Origin of the sequence: Thalassospira sp. A3_1, assembly GCF_017744215.1 — a bacterium.
Taxonomy (GTDB): Bacteria; Pseudomonadota; Alphaproteobacteria; order Rhodospirillales; family Thalassospiraceae; genus Thalassospira; species Thalassospira lucentensis_A.
The window spans coordinates 859,927-875,305 of the sequence record NZ_JAGHQQ010000002.1 but is presented as its reverse complement, the minus strand read 5'-3'; the positions used below and the strand labels follow the sequence as shown (position 1 = coordinate 875,305).

General features: G+C 56.5%; 20 protein-coding genes and 1 riboswitch. Of the genes, 4 read left to right on the top strand and 16 right to left on the bottom strand.

The window, feature by feature from the left end:
• Window positions 1–66 precede the first annotated feature (66 nt).
• Window positions 67–450: a helix-turn-helix domain-containing protein gene (locus J7395_RS11115; protein WP_209221514.1), complete on the bottom strand. Its 384-nt coding sequence runs from the start codon at window positions 448–450 to the stop codon at window positions 67–69.
• Window positions 451–595: 145 nt separating this feature from the next.
• On the opposite strand from J7395_RS11115, the gene J7395_RS11110 reads away from it, so the two are divergent.
• Both J7395_RS11110 and J7395_RS11105 read left to right on the top strand, forming a co-directional pair.
• Window positions 596–1,711, top strand: coding sequence for an NADH:flavin oxidoreductase (locus J7395_RS11110; RefSeq protein ID WP_209221513.1), 1,116 nt, complete (start codon window positions 596–598; stop codon window positions 1,709–1,711).
• Between the two features lie 223 nt (window positions 1,712–1,934).
• The gene (locus tag J7395_RS11105) at window positions 1,935–2,159 is read left to right on the top strand and encodes a DUF1413 domain-containing protein (protein WP_209221512.1); all 225 of its coding nucleotides are present in this window, start codon (window positions 1,935–1,937) and stop codon (window positions 2,157–2,159) included.
• On the opposite strand, the gene J7395_RS11100 is transcribed toward J7395_RS11105, so the two are convergent.
• A complete protein-coding gene (locus J7395_RS11100; RefSeq protein WP_231887029.1) occupies window positions 2,160–2,540 on the bottom strand; it encodes a DUF952 domain-containing protein in 381 nt (126 codons plus the stop codon).
• 60 nt (window positions 2,541–2,600) lie between these two features.
• Entirely contained in the window at window positions 2,601–3,188 is a 588-nt protein-coding gene (locus J7395_RS11095; RefSeq protein ID WP_209221511.1) for an exopolysaccharide biosynthesis protein, read from the bottom strand.
• Between the two features lie 262 nt (window positions 3,189–3,450).
• Between J7395_RS11095 and J7395_RS11090 the strand changes: the two genes are divergently transcribed.
• Window positions 3,451–4,224 carry a DUF5131 family protein gene (locus J7395_RS11090; RefSeq protein WP_209221510.1) on the top strand — a complete coding sequence of 258 codons (774 nt, stop codon included), beginning with the start codon at window positions 3,451–3,453 and terminating at the stop codon, window positions 4,222–4,224.
• Here the strand turns inward: J7395_RS11090 and J7395_RS11085 are convergent.
• From J7395_RS11085 to J7395_RS11075, 3 genes are all read right to left on the bottom strand, one after another.
• A complete protein-coding gene (locus tag J7395_RS11085) occupies window positions 4,217–5,101 on the bottom strand; it encodes a three-Cys-motif partner protein TcmP (protein ID WP_037991894.1) in 885 nt (294 codons plus the stop codon). The genes J7395_RS11090 and J7395_RS11085 overlap by 8 nt on opposite strands.
• A gap of 125 nt (window positions 5,102–5,226) precedes the next feature.
• Window positions 5,227–5,697, bottom strand: coding sequence for an NUDIX hydrolase (locus J7395_RS11080; protein ID WP_209221509.1), 471 nt, complete (start codon window positions 5,695–5,697; stop codon window positions 5,227–5,229).
• Window positions 5,698–5,729: 32 nt separating this feature from the next.
• Window positions 5,730–5,827: riboswitch (TPP riboswitch) on the bottom strand.
• Between the two features lie 43 nt (window positions 5,828–5,870).
• Entirely contained in the window at window positions 5,871–6,371 is a 501-nt protein-coding gene (locus J7395_RS11075; protein ID WP_209221508.1) for a 3TM-type holin, read from the bottom strand.
• Window positions 6,372–6,527: 156 nt separating this feature from the next.
• Between J7395_RS11075 and J7395_RS11070 the strand changes: the two genes are divergently transcribed.
• Window positions 6,528–7,124, top strand: a complete 597-nt coding sequence (locus J7395_RS11070) for a papain-like cysteine protease family protein (protein WP_209221507.1) — start codon at window positions 6,528–6,530, stop codon at window positions 7,122–7,124.
• A gap of 52 nt (window positions 7,125–7,176) precedes the next feature.
• Here J7395_RS11070 and J7395_RS11065 read toward each other — a convergent pair whose 3' ends face one another.
• From J7395_RS11065 to J7395_RS11020, 10 genes are all read right to left on the bottom strand, one after another.
• A complete protein-coding gene (locus J7395_RS11065) occupies window positions 7,177–7,632 on the bottom strand; it encodes a cell wall hydrolase (RefSeq protein ID WP_209221506.1) in 456 nt (151 codons plus the stop codon).
• 32 nt (window positions 7,633–7,664) lie between these two features.
• On the bottom strand, window positions 7,665–7,958 hold the full coding sequence (locus tag J7395_RS11060) for a hypothetical protein (protein WP_062952716.1): 294 nt from the start codon (window positions 7,956–7,958) through the stop codon (window positions 7,665–7,667).
• A 103-nt stretch (window positions 7,959–8,061) separates the two neighbouring features.
• A complete protein-coding gene (locus J7395_RS11055) occupies window positions 8,062–8,520 on the bottom strand; it encodes a DoxX family protein (RefSeq protein WP_247742092.1) in 459 nt (152 codons plus the stop codon).
• Window positions 8,521–9,032: 512 nt separating this feature from the next.
• Window positions 9,033–9,350 (bottom strand): hypothetical protein, encoded by a 318-nt coding sequence (locus J7395_RS11050; RefSeq protein ID WP_062952718.1) that lies wholly within the window; start codon window positions 9,348–9,350, stop codon window positions 9,033–9,035.
• Between the two features lie 286 nt (window positions 9,351–9,636).
• The gene (terL, locus tag J7395_RS11045; RefSeq protein ID WP_209221505.1) at window positions 9,637–11,196 is read right to left on the bottom strand and encodes a phage terminase large subunit; all 1,560 of its coding nucleotides are present in this window, start codon (window positions 11,194–11,196) and stop codon (window positions 9,637–9,639) included.
• Window positions 11,184–12,254 (bottom strand): IS110 family transposase, encoded by a 1,071-nt coding sequence (locus tag J7395_RS11040; protein ID WP_209221504.1) that lies wholly within the window; start codon window positions 12,252–12,254, stop codon window positions 11,184–11,186. Before J7395_RS11040 ends, terL begins: the two co-directional genes overlap by 13 nt.
• A 211-nt stretch (window positions 12,255–12,465) precedes the next feature.
• A complete protein-coding gene (locus J7395_RS11035; RefSeq protein ID WP_209221503.1) occupies window positions 12,466–13,083 on the bottom strand; it encodes a tail fiber protein in 618 nt (205 codons plus the stop codon).
• Between the two features lie 88 nt (window positions 13,084–13,171).
• On the bottom strand, window positions 13,172–14,320 hold the full coding sequence (locus J7395_RS11030; protein ID WP_209221502.1) for a hypothetical protein: 1,149 nt from the start codon (window positions 14,318–14,320) through the stop codon (window positions 13,172–13,174).
• Between the two features lie 71 nt (window positions 14,321–14,391).
• On the bottom strand, window positions 14,392–14,970 hold the full coding sequence (locus J7395_RS11025; protein WP_209221501.1) for a tail fiber protein: 579 nt from the start codon (window positions 14,968–14,970) through the stop codon (window positions 14,392–14,394).
• A gap of 115 nt (window positions 14,971–15,085) precedes the next feature.
• Window positions 15,086–15,361: a hypothetical protein gene (locus J7395_RS11020; protein ID WP_037991859.1), complete on the bottom strand. Its 276-nt coding sequence runs from the start codon at window positions 15,359–15,361 to the stop codon at window positions 15,086–15,088.
• Window positions 15,362–15,379: the final 18 nt, after the last annotated feature.

Genomic DNA, 15,379 nt, shown 5'->3' with positions numbered 1-15,379 from the left:
CGCCCCCGTGCGCCGGGGCAAGGATCAATGGCGTTAAAGCTGGTGTATTTGCCGCATCATTCCCTGCTAAACCCGCTCCTCCATCCGCGCGTCAAACACCACCCGCGCCTTTTCCACCTCGTCGTAATTATCGCACGTCCACGTATAAAGCGCCTTGAACGGCTCCACCAGCGACCGGCCAAGATCGGTGATTTCATATTCCACCGCGACCGGCGATGTCGCGATCACGTGGCGCGCGACAATGCCGTTGCGTTCAAGCTTGCGCAGCGTCTGCGTCAGCGCCTTTTGCGTAATGCCCTCAAGCCCGCGCTTGATCGCGTTAAATCGCAAGGGCCCATGGGCCAGCACCGCCAGGATCATCATCGACCATTTATCGGCAATCTGGTCCAGAAGCTCCCGGCTCGGACAGTTCGAGCGGAACATCTCGATCGAACATTCTTTCATTACCATGGCATTTCCACCTCATTTCCTCCGGCTCCGGGCCATCCAGGTTTCCTCAAGTATACCTGGTAACTTCAAGGTGCCTGATTGACAGTAGGTATACACCGTATATCTAGTAGCCACCATACACCCAATTCCAATCGGAGGATAGCCGATGTCAGATACCAATGTTCTTTTTCAACCCTTCAGGCTGAAAACCCTGGAGCTTTCCAACCGCATCGTCATGGCGCCAATGACGCGCTCGCACGCGGTTGACGGCATCCCCGGCCCGATCAATGCCGATTATTATCGCAAGCGCGCCGAAGGCGGCGTCGGCCTGATCCTGTCTGAGGGCACGGTGATCAACCGCCCGTCATCGCGCAACGATCCGGGCATTCCGTTCTTCCACGGGGCGGATGCGTTAAAGGGCTGGAAGGCCGTGGCGGATGCCGTTCATGGTGCCGGTGGCAAGATGGGTCCGCAGCTTTGGCATACCGGATCGGTCAAAAGCTTCCAGACCGAATGGGTGCCCGATACCCCGGTCGAAAGCCCGTCCGGCCTTGTCGCGCCGAACGAGCCGCGCGGCAATACCATGTCTGATGCCGATATCGCCGACACCATCGCCGCCTTCGCCCAGGCCGCCCTTGACGCCAAAAATGCCGGTTTCGATACCTTTGAAATTCATGGCGCGCATGGCTACCTGATTGATCAGTTCTTCTGGTCGGGCACCAACCTGCGCACCGACCGTTTTGGCGGCAAAACCATCCGCGAACGCGCGACCTTTGCCCGCGAAGTCGTCGCCGCCATGCGTGCCGCCGTCGGCCCGGACTTCCCGATCATCCTGCGCGTCAGCCAATGGAAACAGCAGGATTTCGCTGCCCGTCTGGCAACAACCCCCGATGAAATGACCGACTGGCTCGGCCCGCTGGTCGATGCCGGGGTGGATATCATCCATGCGTCCCAACGCCGTTTCTGGGAACCGGAATTCCCCGAACTGGACGGCGAAAACGGCCTGAACTTTGCCGGCTGGGCGAAAAAACTGACCGGGGCGGCCACGATTTCGGTCGGCTCTGTCGGGCTTTCCGGTGATTTCATGACCGCGTTTGCCGGCGAAGGTTCGGCCACCGCCGGGCTTGATGAACTGGTCAGCCGCATGGAACGCGACGAATTCGACCTGATCGCGGTCGGCCGTGCGCTGATCACCGATGCCGCCTGGACCGCCAAGGTCCGCGACAACAAAACCGATGCCCTGCTGGGCTTTGATCCGGCAACGCTGGGCGAACTGGTCTGATCGATAGGCTTCGATTGCAGAAACGGCTTCCGGCCCATCTCCGTCATTCCCGCGCAGGCGGGAATCCAGTCCTTTGACTCAACGGGGTATGGTTTCCGGGGCGGGCTGTTCCTCAACACAAAAGGGCGGTGCCATCCCGGCATCGCCCTTTCTTTATGCCCGCCTGAAAACTATCTGAAGGAAAGCCACCGACAAAAAAAGGAGGCCCCAGATGAAACCCCCAATGGATGCCGCCGAAATCACCCGGCTGCAAAGCCGCCTCGCCGCCCGCGATCCCGGTGAATTTCACTTTCCGGAAATTTACGGCCCCGGCTGGGACCAGCTCTATATCGGGGACAAGGTCAGCATCGGCCGCCATTTTCTGCAAGCCGTGCGGGCCGGATATTTCCCCACTGTCGAGGATACCGGCAAAAAGCGCGGCGGCGGGCGGGTCTATCGTCGGCTGTAATTATCCTCTGCTCATATAGTCGGGGCGCAGATCCTCCGGCAGGATGTGAACCTCGTTATCATCAAGTTTCAGGTCATCGACCCGCGCAACATGCTCGACCGAAAGCTGATCATAAAGATGCGGGAACAGCGTGCCACCGCGCGCCGGTTCCCATTTAAGCTTGTCCGCGACCGCCTCGACCGGCACATGCAAAAGCCGCAATCCCCCGCGTTTCGGGTAATGCAGCGCAAGCGTCGCCGCCAGCGTATCGATGGTGGAAAAATGGATGAAGCCATCCGCAATATCGTGCGGGGCCCCGGCATAATGCCCGGTCGCCAGCGCCTCGGCCCATTCGTCCGAACCCAATACGCGGTAAATCATGGTATGTGATGTGTTTGTCATCCGGGGAATGTAGGGCGCGTCCCCGCTTTGCGCAATATGGCATCAATCGCGCGCTGTGAACTATATCAGAACTGCCATAAACCCGCCGACCGCCGCCACCGTGATGATGATCGCCGACAGCATCAAAGCCCCGTCACGCACAAGGATCGCAAGCCCGAAGGCGGCAATCGCACTCATCGGTGCGATCCCGGCAAAGGGTATCATTTCAAAAAACGGCACCACAGCCGAAAGCAGCAGGCAGATCACCGCCGCCACCCGCACCGCATGCCGCCCGGTCAGGGCCGGCAACCGCCCGTAAAACCAGCGATCAAGCTTCCCCGCCACCGGTTCGATCCGGCGCATCGCCTCGGCGACGCTGGCCCCGTCAAACGACCGGCGGCCCAGGATACCCGGCAACCACAAATGCGACCGCCCCAGAACGATCTGAATGGCAAAAAGCGCGACAATAATCGCCAGGATCGCGGGCACCATCGGAATACCCGATAGGGGTGTCACCCCGATCAGGCCCGGCACAAACAGGAACGGCCCATAACTCCGCCGCCCCAGCACGGCCACCATATCCTCAACCGAAACCGCGCGCCGCCCCGCTGCCCGATCCCGGATCCGCGCCACAATCCCGCCCACGGAACCCGGCCCTGTGTCCGTCATGCCAACCCTCGCTGCCTGTTTGCAAAATCACGTTGTCCCTGCAACGCAAACAAGGGTGATTTTGTTTCAGGGGATGACGACAAACAGATACAACAACAGACACGATCTCTGAGGTAAGATGGCAATGTAGAGAATTATTTTAGGCTGCAAGAACACGCGATCTTAATAAAGAGGAAAAAGTTCTGAACTAAAATCCCGGCAACAAATGAATTTGACTACTCATTTCCAAGCTGAACCAGAGTAGTTGCGCAGGAGTTTGGTCATGGCTGAAACTGAAATTGAATGGACTGATGCAACTTGGAATCCCGTTGCAGGCTGCTCAATCCATTCGACAGGATGCAAAAACTGCTACGCAATGAGAATGGCAAAGCGCCTCGAAGCTATGGGCGTCGAGAAGTACCAAGGGTTGACTAAAACAGTTAACGGTAAAGCGGTTTGGACAGGAGCGATCCGAGAAGATCATGCTTCACTTAGCGCTCCGCTTAATTGGAAAAAGCCGAAAAAAATCTTCGTCAACTCCATGAGCGATCTTTTCCATGCAGACGTAAACGAGAGCTTCATAGCGGAAGTATGGGAAGTCATGCGCAAAACTCCGCATCACAACTACCAAATTCTGACTAAACGCCCGGACAGAATGCTGGAGATTCTTTCTCAGAATAATCACGAGGTTTTGCCAAACGTCTGGCTCGGCACAAGTGTAGAAAATAACGACGTTATTTCACGTATTGATTACCTACGGAATGTCCCCGCGGCGATACGGTTTATTTCTTTTGAACCATTGATTGGCGCAGTTGGCCCTGTAGACCTAGAAGGAATAGACTGGGCAATTGTTGGGGGTGAAAGCGGCCCCAATGCGCGTCCTATCAAAGAAGACTGGATCGATGAAATCCACGATCAATGTGCAATTCACGATACGGCGTTCTTCTTCAAACAATGGGGAACATGGGGTTCAGATAACAAGAAGCGGTCTAAAAAAGCGAACGGTCGCATTTATCGCGGTAAAACATGGGACGAGATGCCCGCATATGCTATTTGATACCTTTCCGAAGGTGCTCAACAATTTTTCTCGCAATACCCTTCGCTGCATTTCTGGGATTGGAAATAGCAAAGAATAGGGAATAAAGTTGGGCACCTCGAGAGCTGATCAAGGGAATTGGATCAGAAACCCACGAACTAAAAACGGTTTCCAACCGCTCCTTCACGTAACTTTCTAGCGCGCGAACATCTTGTTTTCGTTCTAATTCTGGCTCGCTAAAAAGCCCCAACTGAAGATCCGGTGTATAAAGTTTTTCACGCCATTCTTCTGTTCCTAGACACCGAGTAATAGCATTGATTTTACTGTCATCAAGGCTACTCCATCTCCGGGCTGCCTGCCGAACCAATCCAGACATTGGAAACAAAAACCACAAATCTATCGTTTGTGTCGCGGCAATCGCCTTTAAAGTTTTCCACTCAACCTCCATACCATATGGGTCAAGAAATAAAACAGCCCTCGTACCCCAATGAACCCCGTTTCCTTTCCAATCCGTTTCATTGCAAAATTTCGTCACAAGTTCGTTTGCATCCCCTTGAAAACATTCCACGGATTTGTTCGGAAAATTTACGGTAAGCGCTTGAAGCGCAGCAACATGCTTTGGATTTTTATCAATGAAAATGTGATGATCGAACCCTTTCTCCATCTGGAGAACTAGGCTCGCTGAACCGGGCGCGACCAAAGTGCTGTTATTGTTAACGTCGAGCAAAGGAATACCATTTTGGGAGACAGTTCGGCTCCCTGTTCCGGCAAATGCATCAATGTAAATATTTCTGAAGTTTTGCTTACTCATTACCAAGAGATAGGCTTCGATATATCGCCTAACAATTTCAAGCTTAATATCGGTATGCTTTCCCCCGAACTTATGTTCAACGTCCATCAGCCACCTCACTGGAACAATCGCAATATCGAGTGTTCACGATAATTATTTCCAGTAAGTAAACAAAAACAATTACACAACCTGTGCGCAAGAGTAGCCAGAGCCGGGTTCAGGGTACAGCTAAATCAGACCTCCCCCTCTGCCAAAACATCCGCTGCCTTCCGCGCCACCCATGCCACATCCTGACTCAGTTCAAGTCCGCTTTCCTCAAGCCCGGCAACCGGAAACCAGCGCGCTTCCAGTGCATCATCCCCCGCAACCGGCTCCCCACCTTTCCAGCGGCACAGCATCGCAATCAGGATGAAATGGCGTTTCACCTGTCCGTCCGCATCGCGATCAAAGGCATCAAGGGCCGTCAAAACACCGATGGCTTCCGCCGAAATACCGGTTTCCTCGTGAAGTTCGCGTAATGCGGCCTGTGCAAGGGTTTCCCCGGCATCAATCTTGCCGCCGGGATATCCCCACATGCCCTGATCGGGCGGGTTGGCGCGGCGCACCAGCAAAACCTGCTGATCGCGCACGACAACCGCAATTGTCGCCGCAATCGGTCGTTCTGGTGATGGTGATGATGGAGACGATAAAGGCTTATCAGGCATGGCGGCCTCGTCTGCGGAGCCCGGCAAGGGAAAGACCAGGGCGGTCCCGTCCCTTCGCCGGCATGATCCGGATCAGGTTCAAAGGGTCGGTGCATTGTCGATCATATCAGCCACACCACCCGAAACAACCCGATACAACCCGCCCCCGCCGCCGCAAACAGGCCACCGCCCCGTCACGCACCACCCTCCCCCAACTTCTTATCCGCACTCCGCTTCACCACACTGATCCCCAGAACGCCCAGTGCAATGCCCCAGATCGGGCTGGTATTGACCAATGCCGCAATAATCGCCGGTGCCTGAAGCGGGGTCAGGATGATGGCGGCCGCAATCGATCCCATGGTCATGATCCAGGTGAGTGCCACCGCATAGCCAAAGCTCGGTCGCCAGCGCCGTACAAACGCATCCTCGCTTTGCACCTCGGCCCGGATGGTGCGGTTGATGGTTGTCAAAATCCCCCGGTCACGCGAAAGTTCGATTTCCGCCATGCGTTCGGAATGGCGGTTGGCCTCGGCAATTTGCGCCGGGGTGACATCCCCCTTTGTCACCGCATCGCCCACCTGTTTAAGCCCCTCGGCCGCGCTTTTCGCGACCGGATGATCAATGGTGTCAAGCCCCGCGCCGACCGCCTTCATCAAAAGCGGCAGGCCGATCTGCGCCAGTAATGCTGGTATCACGTGATACCTCCTTCCTTTTAAAAATGCCGGTTTCGCCCGGTTTCCTTACCCCGCCAACGCAACCCTGAATGAATTGACGCGAAAATAAAAAACCAATAGATTTATTTATCAAATCTAATGTTCGCGTTTGGATGCAGGGGATATCAGGGGGCCGTCATGAAAAGATTTCTTGTCGCAATGCTATTGTTTCTGGGGATGAATCAGGCCAATGCGCAGCAGCTCCCGCCACCAATCGACCTTGGCATCGTCAATATCCCGCAACAGACAAAGGTCTGGTGCTGGGTCGCCGTGGTTGAACAGATCGCGCATTGGAAAAACCAGACCCACCCCAATACATCCCCGCATCAGTGCGAGCTTGTTTCTGTCGCAAACGGCATGTCGCAATCGACCTGCTGCAATTCAGCGCTCGTGATGTCCAACCCGATGCTGGCACAGCAATGCATCCGCACCGGACACGACCCGGAAATCATGCAATTGCTGAGCATGGTCAGCAACAATGTCGCCGGTTATGGCATGCCCGCCCATCCGATGGTGCTTTACAACACCCTGGCATCGGGGCGGCCGATTATCCTGAAACTGCAAAACACCCCCTTTTCCGGGCATGTCGTGGTGCTGCGCGGCATGGCATGGGTGCAAACCCCGATGGGGCCGACAGCAGTGCTTTATATCAATGATCCGCTGTCCTATTTCACCCAGCCCGTCCCGTTCCAGAACATCGCCCATATGTGGTCCGGGGCCTTTATCGCCAATTGAGGCAAGGCTTTGGATTCACCCGATAGCCATGGCGGCAATAACGACCATCGGGTTAGTTAATCCCACGATAAAACAGATGCCCGCCAATCTCGGCCACCGGCACCTGCCCCCGCGCCCAATAGGGATCAACCGCATGGGTGTGATAATGCGTTGCTCCCTGGGTCATGTCGGCAATCTCCCCGGCAAGGGCGCGGGTCGCCACCCGTTTGCACAGCCGGTATGCCGGATCGCGCGCACTGAGTTTAAGCAACTTCGCCCGGTTCGGGTCCCCGGCATTCCAGCATGAAAACTGCCCCGGTTTCAGGCACACCTGCGAAACCGTATTGCCCCACCAATACCGCCCGCGCGCTTTGGCAAATGCCACCCGGTTCAGGATCACGCAGGCCACCGCCTCGATCCCGCTCAATCCCTCGCCGCGCGCCTCGCCATAAAGGGTCCGCGCCAGAACATCACCGACCGGCAAAACGTGCGGGTCGGTAATCGCATCCATCGTCAGAACATCATTCATCGCTGTTTCCTTATCCTGTTTTCCGCCCGGCCTTATGCCGCCGGTACATTGTGATCAAGCTTCGCCTCGATCCGCAGCAGATGCGCGGTCAGGCGTTTTTCAATATCCTTGAGGTACGGGATCGAAACGTAGTTTCGCGCCACATCCAGCTTGAAATCCGCCAGCCCGTCGCGAAGCTCGATCATCTCCGCATCATGGCTGGCGCGCAGGCTTTCAAGCCGGTCGGAAAACTCGCCGCGCATCCGCCAGGTCAGCCAGAAAAGCCCCGCCACCGCCGGAATTTCCACCGCCGTAATCCACCAGATCAGATCAACCGGTCCGCTCATCACATCCTCCTGCCCCTTTGCATAAATCGCCCATGAAAAAGGCCCGCATCGCTGTCACGCCATGCGGGCCGGTTCTTGTTGTCTCGTTACTGCCGGATCTGGCTCAGGCCCCGGCATTCCTGATCAGGCGGCGTAACCGGCTGACCATGGCGGTCATCATCAACCCGCCAATCACCCCGATATGCTCCAGCGCAAAGAACATCGAAATCTGCGCCTTTGGCCCCTCCATGTTCCAGAAGCTATGCACGATCACGATGGTCAGAAGCAGAAACACCGAAAGCGCCCCGCACGCCAGCCACACCGCCCGGTCCATCAGCACCAGAACCGCACTGACCAGAAGGGTCACCGCGACCAGAATGTTAAACAGCCATGCGGGCGAAAGCCCGGCGGCGGCCATTTCCGCCACCCCGCCGTCAAAATCGATCAGCTTGGCCGCGCCCGACGCGATGAAAATGATCATCAGACATATCCGTGCGAGCAGCCAAAGCCATCCGCTTTGCAGGATCGCGTCAATCACACGCGGCGGTGCGGCATGCCGGGGCTTCATGAAAATCTGTTCCATAATCCGTCTTTCCTCCTGATGGGGCGCCCCGTTCCGGGGCAGGAAAGTCATGCTGCAACCTTAACCAATATTGAGGTCAACACGAAAAAGAACCGTATTTTCATAAATTTAGCCCCCTCAAAACCACCCACCAAACCCGCAGCCCGATGGACTCCCGCCTTCTCGGGAGTGACGACATGGGGGATATCGCCCGCCTCAAGCTCCGCCTCAAGCTCCGTCATTCCCGCGCAGGCGGGAATCCAGTCCTTCGTACCGCATCCCCGGCATCATCCTTCCGTCCCGAAACAAAAAAGACCCGCAAACCGAAAGGCTTGCGGGTCAGTCAAGGAGGTCACTCGTCGAAACTCAAAAGGCGCAATATCATCCGAATTCAGGGTTCGGGGCTCAGGTTCAGATCTCACCGGCACCACCCCGGCCACAATCGGCCGGCGGGCATCCCGACACAGGCCGCACCATGCGCGCTCGAATGCGCTTTTGAAGCCGTCGCGCAGCGATCTTGCCGCGCTACCGGTTCAGGCATGGGGCCCGTTCAGTTTCACTTCCAGTTCCTGCCAGGCCTCGCCCGATGCCACAAGGCAGCTTGCCCCGTTGGGCGAGGTAAACAGGATGGTCCAGGTTTTGCCATCGGGGGCTTTTAGCACCTCGATCACGCCGCCATTGGCGGTCACGCCGACCGCAACCGGTTCCTCGGCATATTTGGCACTCAGACTGTCAAGCACCTTGGTCCGGTCTCCGCAGACAGGGGATGCGGCATTGGCTGGCATGGCAAGCAGGGTGGCGACCGCAATCGCACCAACTGTCACGGCGATGAGTTTTGGAATGCTCCTCATGGTCAGGCCCTCCTTCAAGGGATCACAGACGGCGCGCTCCGGTTGAAATCAGGAGCAACTTGTAAACCAGTCTATAAATTGACCAACGCCGCAGAGCGGAAATAGGTCCGGCCCAATCGCACCGGCAGGCAAATCATTTCGTCAAATATACGCCTTTGGTATAGATAAATTTCCGTAAAACTATTCCTTCATATAGTTAACGTAAGCATGAAAGTTGAATTTTCCATGAATATCGCGCTTTTGTGATCGACGATGTGCATAAGCATTTGTGAATTCACGGAATATTTTACGGTTCGAACGTCTTTTGCGCCGCAAATGCCGCCCCGGATGGTCGCCAGTCGCCCTCGGACCGGGCTTTTTCCACCCGCGGCAGGCGCACCGGCTCATGGATCAGACACCCCGCAACCGCATCAAGCCCGTCATCATGCTGCCCCGTTTTGCCCCGGCGGCGCCCCCGGCCCTCGCCCGGACGCCATTCGCGCATTTCACGGATGAACGGCGTCTGCCAGATACGCGCATGCGCATGCAAAAGCCCGGCACTCAGCGCCGCGCCAAATGCATCCTCGATCCGCACATCCTTGTTTTTCGCCTCGTGATGCTCCACCACACTTGCCGCCCAGTCGGCCTGCTTTAAGGCGCGCCGCAGGATATTGGGCAAAAACCGCCCGACCCCGTTTGTCTCCACCCGGACGGATGGCAAATGATGCGCCTTGATGAACGCCGCCGCCCCGGCACAGATCTGGCTGGCTTCATCGGCTTCGTGCAGGCGTGCCGGATCAAATGTCAGCCACGCCATATCATGCAGCCAGTATTCCCCCTGATCACAGACATAAACGCACGCAATCACCGCGCCATCGCCCTCATTGGCGCCACCAGGCACCCCCCCGCCTTTGCCAAAACTCGGATCAAAATGGCACGCGCCCGCCATCATCTGCCGATCCCCGATGGACAGGCGAAGCGCGCCATTCGCCTGCGCGATCACCGCATCATCGCCATAACGGCGCAACCGCGCGGGGTCGAGCATCCCGTCACTGGGGGCCAGCATCTTCAGCATCATCTGGCTGGCAAATTTCCGCTCCCCGGTATGGGTGCGGATATCCTCGATCTTGAGGATCGGGAACCGTTCCGGCCAGCTTGATTGCCCCTGCTCATCCAAAATCGGCAGGCAGAACCGCTCAAACCCTGCCAGAAACGGGGCGGCTTCGCCGGTTTCGGCCCGGATTTCGTCGGCATAGATCGAATAATAGCTATGCGGGGTGCCAACATAAATCTGCGTCCCGTCGGGCGACAGGACATAGGCAATCTCGCCCAGTTTTTCGCGCAGTTCGGCACGTTTATGGGCCGTGTCGCTGTTTTTGGGCACCTCGACATCATCGCAGATCACCACATCGGCCCGCGATCCGGTGATATTGCCGCCAATACCGGCCGCCTGCATCGACGGATCCCGCAACACACCCGGTCGTTTAACGGTAAAACGCTCAGTCCCCCAATCAGTGCGCTTCTCGGGCAACAGCCCGACCAGCAACGGATGGCGTTCGATCACGCGTTTGACATTGCGCACCATCTTTTTCGCCAATCCCAGATCAGCCGCCAGAACCAGAATACGCAAATCCGCATCACGATACAAAAGCCACGCGCAAAACAGCCCGACCAGTGTTGACTTGCCCGAATTGCGAAACGCCATCAGCAAAAGCTGCCCCTTCCCCGCCTTCCAGCAATCCTCAAGCCACGCCGCCATATCGCGATGATGCCCCGGCAACCCCAGCCCCATCATCGCATTCCAGATCCAGACAAACTCGCCAAACCCGGCACACCTCGCCCGCCCCCGATCAATCACCTGTGCCATGCCCGATCCCCCTCATCGCTCAACCCGCTGCACCATGCGCAACCCTTCGCGCGGCAGGAACGGACGATTGGCACGTCCCTCCCCCAAACCGTCATCAACTCATTTGTTCTTGCATAAAGAGGTCTCTGAGTTTTGCGTTTAAAATAGTGATGACTTTGCGCATGAGGGCGGTCAGAGCGACGATGGTTTTTTTTGCCATTGTCGATCAGTCGCTGATAGAAACTCTTGAAAGTTGGCCCTCGCCTCACCGCGACAAGGGCGGCGATGAACAGGGCCTCCTTGACTTCCGGTCGACCACCCGAGGTGCGGCGATAAGCTTGCTGTTTGCCGCTTTGCCTGGGATGAGGCGCTACACCTGCCAATGATGCAGCCTGTCGTCGGGACAAATGCCCGAGTTCCGGCATGTTGGCAATCAAACTGGTGGCAAGAACAGATCCGATCCCGGTAACACTGCTCAGGACCGCATGTCGTTCGCGCAGCTGATCGTGGGTTTTGACAAGTTTCTCGATCGCGTTTTGCAGGTCGACGATTTCGCGGTTGATCAGGTCGAGCATGCGCTTGCAGGATTCCTGAACCCTTTGGGTGGTGGCGGGTGCCTTGAGGCGATTTTTCTCGGCGGTTCGGGTGCAAACAAGTTCCTTGCGACGGGCAACCATCGCTTTCAATTCGCTCTGGGCAGCATCAGGAGCTTGCCAAAGGGGCAGGGTTGCGCTCCGTTCACGACCATATTGAGCAAGGGCTTTGGCATCAATGGTATCGGTCTTGGCGCGGATGCCATAGGAACGAATAAAGGCTTTGACCTTGCGCGCATCTGCGCGATGTGCGGGTATGCCTGCATGATCAAGGCTCTCAAGTAGAAGCTGTTCGTGCCCGCCGGTGGCTTCGCAGATGGCAAGGCTGTTGCTTTTATCGGCAAGCGATCTCAGAAAGCCGCGCAGTGCCGCAGGGCTGTTACTGATTTCTCCACAATATCCGGTCCGACTGTCATGGATGACAATGCTGTCTTTGGAGACATCCATTCCGATGAAGCCGGTATAATGGTTTGAGGTCCGGGACATGACGATGTTATCCTCCATGAGCTTGGGATTGTCTGCGGGCGTGCGCGGCAACGCAGAGACCCGTTCAACTCTTCAAGCGAGACAAAGGCGGCGGATGGGAGACCTGGATGACGACGGGCATAAAAACCCGGTTCCCGCACGGTTGCCCATCCGCTGTTCTGTTGGCCGGTACCGGCCAACAGAACTTTCAACAGCATAACTGCTGAACAGCTCACAGATAACATGCCTTGATCGCATAGGTCATGGCGATGTTCCGCGGACGGGTTTCGGCACCAATGCGCGGCGTTCCGTTCGTACCATCCGATGCAGGTCCACCTGTTGGGACGTCTCCAGCTCGAATACTGGCGCGACTATAACCCTCAAACGCCACATTGTAGGCAGACCCGTTGTTTGTTCCGGCGTTTTCGATGTGGACGTGCCCCTGCATCTGATCAAGCTGACCCGACGCAAATTCACGCCCATCATCCACACCCCGACCGTCATCAAAACCGCGAACGAACTCACCACGAAGGTCCGGCAGGTTGAACGTGGCAATCTGGTCGCCATGCCCCCAGACGGTACCAATCGCGGCAAACAGATCAGCATAGTCGGTCCGCGAAACCGCCGAACCGTCACAAACCAGCCAGCCTTCCGGCGGGGTCGGCATGGCAAAGGCGGTGACCGAACCGATTTCGGCACCGGAACCGCCACCATTACCGCCCGAACCACCATTGGCAATCAGGGTATTGATCGCCTGCAAAAGCTGGGTGTCATCCTGACGATCCGGCGCGATATTGGCCGCCAGAACAACGTTCAGAACTTCGCTGGCAACCGGTGTATTACACTGCATGGATATTCTCCGTTTTGGATAAAAGAAAACCCGGCAGCGGGATGCTGCCGGGAGAGTAAATTCTGTTAGAGCTTATGGAATGAGCCGTTTAGAGAGCGTCACAGACGCCTCGCAAACCAACAACGCCGTTCGTAACCCAAGGCTTTGAGCCGGTATGCAGGCAACGAGCCCCTGCCGCAACGCTGTAAGTATATGAACCGCCTCCAGCAAAGTTGCTCCAGTCGGCATGTTCGACTGCCCCACGCGGGATAGCTGCATCCATGCCGACATTGACTACAGAGGTATCCTTGCTAGCTGTACCCCCCCAATCGCAGTGGTTATCAAGATAGTCCCACAGGTTACCAACTGCATCGGTCACGTTGAACATGGACACCGCCTTATCGACTGCACCAGCCGTGGTCGGAGCGGGGTTGGCAAACGCCACCCATGCAAAGGTGTTATTGTTCTGCCCTGCCGGGGCGCCTTCGGCATAGGTCAGGAATTCCTCGACCGATGGAAGTCGTTTACCGGCATTGCGCACCAGCACATGAAAATCCGAGCGGGCATAGGCCAGATTTCGGATCAGTGCCGCACCATAACGGCTCACCGGAATATTTTCCGGCCAGGTGCCGCCACCTTCGGAGTTAAGATAAATATCGGCCCAGAACCCACCCGGCACGATTTCGACCATGCCGGTCGGATCACAGGTCGGGCGATGCTGAAGGTCCCATACGCTGTTGGGCACGATCTGCACCGTCGGGACGTAATCCGTATCGTAACGATTGGCGATCGGACGCACGCGTCCGTAATGGAAACCGCCAATCTTGCGGCTGTTTAAGGCGTCAAAGCCATCGGGGATGTCAGCATTTTTGCTGGCGACCAGCTTTGCTTCGGCAACACCATTGTCGACCGCGTAGATGTAAATGTCATCGCCGAGAGCCAAGGACGTGAAAGAACCGTCACTGTTGGTCACATCCGAAACGTCGAATTCGGGATGGGCGACAATCACGAAGCCTTTGCCAGTGCCACCGATATTGACCGAACCTTCCGGAATATTCAGGGTCGTCTCGCCCGAAGCCGAAATCTGCCCCATCATCGAAAAGTATCCGGCCGCTGCGGCAATACCGCTAACGCCCGAACCACCGCTTAAAATTTGAATCGCCTGCAAAAGCTGCGTCTTATCATCGCAGTCCGGCCAGATACCTGCCGCCTGGATAACGTTAAGCACTTCGCATTCAACCGGTTTGGAACCCTGCATGGATATTCTCCGTTTTGGACATAAAAAAACCCGGCAGCGGGAAGCTGCCGGGTCGAGGGAACTTGGTAAAATCAGACCTTGATGATGTAGTTCAGCACCACGAAAGGCTGCATGTTATTGTGCGGCTGGTTGCCGCCCTGAGCCGAAATGGTATGGCTGTGTGCACCAGCCGCCCCGGTAGAGGAACTGCCCCCCATGTATCGAAGGAACGACTGATCAGGAATAGCGTTCAATCGACCGTCATGAGGCGTACCTGACGTCGTAGAATGACTATGATTGCCATTAGTGGATGTAACGCCGCCATGATTATGGCTCGGCATTTCGGCGACTGTCAGTTGATGCGCTTCCTCGCCACCCGCATCACCAAGCACACGATCAGTCAGGCCGTCACCCAACCCCGCTCCGACCGGAACACGACCGCGCAGATCGGGAAGTTTGAAAAGTCCTTCTTCGGATGCTTCGCCATAAGTGGTGCCGATCTGGGCGAAAAGATTGGCGTAGTCAGTCGCACTAACTTCCGCACCATCACACAGCAAATAGCCCTGCGGCACAGTTGAGCCTGCAAACGGCAGCACCGATGCGGTCGGAACCGCAATCGGGGCAAACTGGTCAATATCGGCTTCATAACAAATGGTAATGGTATCGCTCATGCCATTCTCCTTGGTTTGGACATAAAAAAACCGCTCCTGCCGGGGCAGAAACGGGTCGAGGGAAAACGTAAAAATCTTTTGGTAAAACCGCCAAAGCCGGGCGGGACGGCCCGGATCAATCCGTATTCGAACTGCCAATCGCCGTCATGTCGCGGACATCAACGCCCAAAGCCCCCGAACTCGCCACGACGAACAGCCCGCCTGACATGGTGGCGTCACGGTTGGTATTGGCGATGATGATGTCACCAACCCGCAGCATGTCGCGGGCATCGGCAAAGTAACCCGCCGTATCGACATCGGCGGCGAAATCCGGGGTGATGTAATGCCAAAGCGTAAAGCCGTTGGCATAGGCCAGAACACTCAGGTTTCTGGCTTTAAAACCTTCTGCCATTTTGGTCTCCGTTATCTG

Bases quoted from the DNA above. Each gene is read 5' to 3' on its own strand.
- terL (WP_209221505.1), bottom strand. From the start codon at position 11,196: ATGGCACAGGTGATTGATCGGGGGCGGGCGAGGTGTGCCGGGTTTGGC.
- J7395_RS11060 (WP_062952716.1), bottom strand. From the start codon at position 7,958: ATGAGCGGACCGGTTGATCTGATCTGGTGGATTACGGCGGTGGAAATT.
- J7395_RS11055 (WP_247742092.1), bottom strand. From the start codon at position 8,520: ATGGAACAGATTTTCATGAAGCCCCGGCATGCCGCACCGCCGCGTGTG.
- J7395_RS11085 (WP_037991894.1), bottom strand. From the start codon at position 5,101: ATGGACGTTGAACATAAGTTCGGGGGAAAGCATACCGATATTAAGCTT.
- J7395_RS11050 (WP_062952718.1), bottom strand. From the start codon at position 9,350: ATGAGGAGCATTCCAAAACTCATCGCCGTGACAGTTGGTGCGATTGCG.
- J7395_RS11100 (WP_231887029.1), bottom strand. From the start codon at position 2,540: ATGACAAACACATCACATACCATGATTTACCGCGTATTGGGTTCGGAC.
- J7395_RS11095 (WP_209221511.1), bottom strand. From the start codon at position 3,188: ATGACGGACACAGGGCCGGGTTCCGTGGGCGGGATTGTGGCGCGGATC.
- J7395_RS11020 (WP_037991859.1), bottom strand. From the start codon at position 15,361: ATGGCAGAAGGTTTTAAAGCCAGAAACCTGAGTGTTCTGGCCTATGCC.
- J7395_RS11030 (WP_209221502.1), bottom strand. From the start codon at position 14,320: ATGCAGGGTTCCAAACCGGTTGAATGCGAAGTGCTTAACGTTATCCAG.
- J7395_RS11080 (WP_209221509.1), bottom strand. From the start codon at position 5,697: ATGCCTGATAAGCCTTTATCGTCTCCATCATCACCATCACCAGAACGA.
- J7395_RS11105 (WP_209221512.1), top strand. From the start codon at position 1,935: ATGGATGCCGCCGAAATCACCCGGCTGCAAAGCCGCCTCGCCGCCCGC.
- J7395_RS11090 (WP_209221510.1), top strand. From the start codon at position 3,451: ATGGCTGAAACTGAAATTGAATGGACTGATGCAACTTGGAATCCCGTT.
- J7395_RS11065 (WP_209221506.1), bottom strand. From the start codon at position 7,632: ATGAATGATGTTCTGACGATGGATGCGATTACCGACCCGCACGTTTTG.
- J7395_RS11035 (WP_209221503.1), bottom strand. From the start codon at position 13,083: ATGCAGTGTAATACACCGGTTGCCAGCGAAGTTCTGAACGTTGTTCTG.
- J7395_RS11070 (WP_209221507.1), top strand. From the start codon at position 6,528: ATGAAAAGATTTCTTGTCGCAATGCTATTGTTTCTGGGGATGAATCAG.
- J7395_RS11040 (WP_209221504.1), bottom strand. From the start codon at position 12,254: ATGTCCCGGACCTCAAACCATTATACCGGCTTCATCGGAATGGATGTC.
- J7395_RS11025 (WP_209221501.1), bottom strand. From the start codon at position 14,970: ATGAGCGATACCATTACCATTTGTTATGAAGCCGATATTGACCAGTTT.
- J7395_RS11115 (WP_209221514.1), bottom strand. From the start codon at position 450: ATGGTAATGAAAGAATGTTCGATCGAGATGTTCCGCTCGAACTGTCCG.
- J7395_RS11110 (WP_209221513.1), top strand. From the start codon at position 596: ATGTCAGATACCAATGTTCTTTTTCAACCCTTCAGGCTGAAAACCCTG.